The organism is Moorena sp. SIO3H5, from assembly GCF_010692395.1.
GTDB lineage: Bacteria > Cyanobacteriota > Cyanobacteriia > Cyanobacteriales > Coleofasciculaceae > Moorena.
Window position 1 is genome coordinate 1 of sequence record NZ_JAAHHS010000529.1, and the last position, 4,400, is coordinate 4,400.

4 protein-coding genes are annotated in these 4,400 nt (G+C 42.6%); 1 reads left to right on the forward strand and 3 read right to left on the reverse strand.

Translation table 11 applies throughout. From position 1 onward, the window contains the following. Both F6K52_RS32885 and F6K52_RS32890 read right to left on the reverse strand, forming a co-directional pair. Positions 1-208: glycine--tRNA ligase subunit beta (locus F6K52_RS32885; protein ID WP_293088777.1), on the reverse strand; the 208-nt coding region annotated here is incomplete at its 3' end. Positions 209-413: 205 nt separating this feature from the next. Next, positions 414-1,517: a hypothetical protein gene (locus F6K52_RS32890; protein ID WP_293088779.1), complete on the reverse strand. Its 1,104-nt coding sequence runs from the start codon at positions 1,515-1,517 to the stop codon at positions 414-416. A 752-nt stretch (positions 1,518-2,269) separates the two neighbouring features. Here F6K52_RS32890 and F6K52_RS32895 point away from each other — a divergent pair. Beyond that, positions 2,270-2,548: a hypothetical protein gene (locus F6K52_RS32895; protein ID WP_293088782.1), complete on the forward strand. Its 279-nt coding sequence runs from the start codon at positions 2,270-2,272 to the stop codon at positions 2,546-2,548. Positions 2,549-2,671: 123 nt separating this feature from the next. On the opposite strand, the gene F6K52_RS32900 is transcribed toward F6K52_RS32895, so the two are convergent. Continuing rightward, positions 2,672-3,589 (reverse strand): ABC transporter ATP-binding protein, encoded by a 918-nt coding sequence (locus tag F6K52_RS32900; RefSeq protein ID WP_293088784.1) that lies wholly within the window; start codon positions 3,587-3,589, stop codon positions 2,672-2,674. Positions 3,590-4,400 lie beyond the last annotated feature (811 nt).

A 4,400-nucleotide genomic window follows, 5' to 3' on the forward strand; every position in this document is an offset into this window, starting at 1 on the left:
TCTCTTCTTCTCGGTCGGGTTGCTTTTCAGGTAATCCTTTTATGATAACTGCTAAGCGGCGAGGGGTGCCATAAATCTCAATGCCTTCTGGAGTAAGAAAGTACTCATCGAGGGTTTGGGGAATTCTCGATTGCCACTGTGCGATCGCACTATCCACAAAATCTGCGGGTAATTCTTCTGTACCGACTTCTAATAAAAATGTAGACATAGGGAACCGATTACTAATCAAAACGGTAATCTTTAACTACCAATTCCCCCAGTGTACCTCTTGAGATTCTAGAGCTGGTGATGATGGTTTTGATGGGAAACCCAAAGTTACAGCGACAGTCGCCAAACTCTAGCTCAAACCCCGTTATGGATTTATCTTCACTAGTAGGGGCGCACGCTGTGCTCCCCTAACGGTATAGTTATTGCTAAATCGTCAGAAAGTTGCTAGCGCTGGCAATAGCGCTAACTTGTGCATTATTGAGAACTGCTAAGACTTCACTGTTAGCAGAGATTTCGACATTACTGCCACTTTGGTTAAACGTTAAGTTACTAAAAGTCAAGGCACCAGACAGACCCAGGAACATCTTACCAGGCTCAAAGTTAATGATAGTATCAGTTCCTTTGCGTGCTTCTAGAACAATAATATCCTGACCACCCCCAAGCCTGATTGTATCGTTGCCAAAGCCACCAACAACGAAATCATTACCAGTGCCAGTGTCTATGAAGTCATCACCGATACCCCCATAAACTGAGTTACTGCCTCCGGAGGAGAATATCCGGTCATTACCAGTGCCGCCATAAATGTTGTCAGGGTTGGAACCGCCGAAAATCACGTCATCCCCAGCACCACCATAGAGAATGTTTATTCCCTCACTGCCAAAGATTCTGTCATTACCATCCTGACCGTAGATTGTGTCATTATCAGCAGTGCCGAAAAGGGTTTCATCGTCGTTTGTGCCTAGAATTACTTCATCTTTCGGCACAACTTTCAAGTTATCGACTAGTAGCGCGGATTCCAATAACTCATCTTCTACATCCACCACTGCCATCGCTACTAGATAAGTGCCACCAGTTGGGAATTTGTAGGTAAAGGTATCGTAGTCTGTTTCCTCACGAAATCCTGTAGGAGACACGAGAAATGAACTATTTGTATCTGCGAGTTTAGATAAAACGTTTGGGGTGATGGAGACAAAGGCAAAATCCTTGAAGGTGGAGTCAGGGGTAAGCTCATCAGTCAGGAAGTTAAAGTCGAAGCTCAAAACATCCCCAGCGTTGACTGTAATAGGTTGTAACTTGAGAGCGGATCCTTCTTTGGCGTCTCCATTGCCAAAACCATCTATAGTGCCTGGGTTTAAGCCCAAGAGGTTTTCAAGTATGCTATCACTTACAGAACCGACATCATTAGTAATTAAAGCCTGAAATTGTCCCTGAGAAGGGATACTGCCAAATGCCGCTGTCTCAATGCTGGCATCGCCGATAGTGTTCCAATTTATGAAGTCGCCAGTCTCAAATCCAAAAATACTAGTCATCAGATTTTGTCTTTGGTAGATTACATGATTGACACAAGAAGGTCATTGCAGACAAACAAATTTAGACTAAGCTCACCTCAAGGCATCATAAGTTGATACACCAGTTGATACACCAGTTGATACACCAGTTGATACACCCTAATTCAGACTCGTAAAACCGATAAATTTTTCGTAGTTTACCATCTAAATAAACGTTTAAATTTTGAAGTATTCATGAAAAATTCAAATACCTTAAGGTGTCTTATTTTTTTACCCTGAATTTTTTTTATAGTTTGCTTGACTTGACTATTTATCAATTTATCAATTCTTTTGTTAAATAAAAATACTTTTATTTAAAGTATTCGTAAAGTTAATACTAAACTTGTTCAAGTTTTAGTTAAAATTAGTTTATCGACGTTACCTAGCTAACGTCGATAAACTAGATACCATAAGTTATCTGGGGCATCTTCAAAGATTTCAGGGATCGTAACAGTGCTAAAGCCAGCAGCATCGAGTCATTCACAATAGGTTTGAGCGCGCTGTAATCAAACAAAAGCTCTGCCTTGAGATCTGGAAATGGTGACAAATCCTGAAAAAAAGGGTTATAATAGCCCTCTGAAGACAAAACATTGATTAACCCTAACAGGTTGATTAACCTTGAGGAATTTACTTACAATTCCAGAGCTGGTCTATTCTCTCTAAGTAGATTTACGGTTACGGCGGTCAACTCAGCAATTCTATAATCCCATCAGTTATTCAAGGGCAGTAAGGCAATGTATAAGAATTGCGTAATTGACATTAACTCCAAGGCTAATTCCAAGCCTAATAAGGTTGATAGCGTTTGGCGTCTAGCCGAAACATTATCTGTAGAGGAAAAGGCTGAATTGATTGAGCGCTTGGTTGACCAAGAATCGGGGTTGATTGTGCTATCAGCAACTACCCACTTAGCTGATTATATCCTGGCCCAAATGAGTCTTTTGTCATCAGAGGGCTTGCTGTATGTATTCAGAAAAGTTGCGGCTCAGCTGTCTAGCAAAGGGAATGGTTTGTAGATTATTATCGTTAACCACAATTTCCAGCTTGTTCTTTTTTGTTGGTGGTTAGTAGGGGCAAACCGTTGTTTGCCCCTACTATAGTTAGTTGTGATCTAGACACTATGATTAACGACTAAGCCACTAACGACTAACCACTAACTTGTTTGCCAGATTTGATGTAACCTCTACATAGACATACTCCAGCCGCACTGGCTGACGAGCAATGGAATCTAAGGGAATCCCATCAAAACATGCGATAATGTCCTTCAGGTCTAAAGACTCTGGTAGCCAAAACGCTAAATCATTGCCATAGCGCCGATGAGTAAAGCCTAATTCTTGCGCACGAGCGATCGCTTGTTCTTCTTGAGGGGTGTCTACTACTACAATTTCTTGAGCGGGAATCTTTTGCCGTAACTCAAGCAAACTCCCCTCGGCCACAATCCGTCCCTGTTTAAGAATACCAATTCTCTGACAAACACGTTCTGCTTCATCAAGGGAATGAGTCGTCAGCAAAATAGTAATTCCCTGGCGCTGAAGACGTCGAATCAAGTCCCAAATTTCATATCGGGCTTCAATATCTAAGCCTGTGGTAGGCTCATCTAAAATAAGTAATTTCGGCTGATGCACTAGAGCCACAGCAATATTCATCCGTCGCTGCATCCCACCACTGAGGGTTTCCACCGGACTTTTTGCCCGCTCTAATAAATTTACCGCAGCAAGGGCAGCGTAAACTTGTTTAGAGCACTGCTGACCATCTAACCCATACAGACGAGCAAAGAAATACAAGTTTTCGTGACAGCTAAGGGTTTGATACAGTAAATTCTCTTGGGGAGCAACCCCAATCAGCTTTTTCGTGGCCTCGGAGACTGGTTCGTTATTGATTGCGATCGCACCACTATCTGCTCGTAGTAAGTTACAGATGATATTGATAGTAGTTGTCTTACCTGCACCATTGGGTCCGAGTAAACCATATATTTCTCCCGCTGGAATATTTAGGGTTAAATCCCGGAGAACGTTTCGATTACCGTAAGACTTATTTAATTTATGGATATTTAGCACTAGTTAAACCTTCAGCAATACTAAGGCAATTGAATCAGACTTTTTTTACGCGGGGACGTACAAGTCTTCATCCCCGTGTTTTTAAACCGGGAATGAAGACTCACAGCGACTAAAGTCGCCTAGAAAAATAAGCGTAGGTTTCCGGAATCATTGGAAAAGATGATATAGTCTAATATTAGGTACAGGCTGAAAAACCGTTGGCTCAGACGGGAGAGAGACCCGCAACTGATTGACCACAAAGTAGTAATGCCTAGAGGGCAGGGAGAATCCTCTTTAAAAACCCAATCGTCAACTACCAATTGGCGTGTGAACCCAGGAAAAATCACTTTTTAACAACAAGGTACGGTGGGGCACACCGGAACCTGGGGAAATGGTTAAAGTACCCGAACGCCTAAGGAGAACTGCCCTCTGGGTCTGTCGTGAATCGACTAGGAATTTGGCACAGCGGATTCTTGGTTTGAGTACTGTCCTGTTTTTGGCGGCGTCAAAGATGGAACACGACGGTTTAAGGTGGCTCATTGATCTAGGAATCCCCGTCTCGCGATTAGCGGGGAGTGTCAAGATAATCGGATAATTTTATAGGAGTACTAGGGTAAGCATTCAGCTATCAGCGGTCAGCTATCAGCTAATGCTTCACAGGCTTCTAGCCTGTGAAGCATTAGCTGATAGACTTTTCCCCAGACTTTCAATTCTCATTAATCTCGAACTATTAAATTCTCACGTTTTAGGTTTATTTTAAGCTGTTCGCGTAGCGTGAGCTAAAAGCTCACGGCTGTTCGCGTAGCGTGGCCAAAGGCTTTCGGCTGACGGC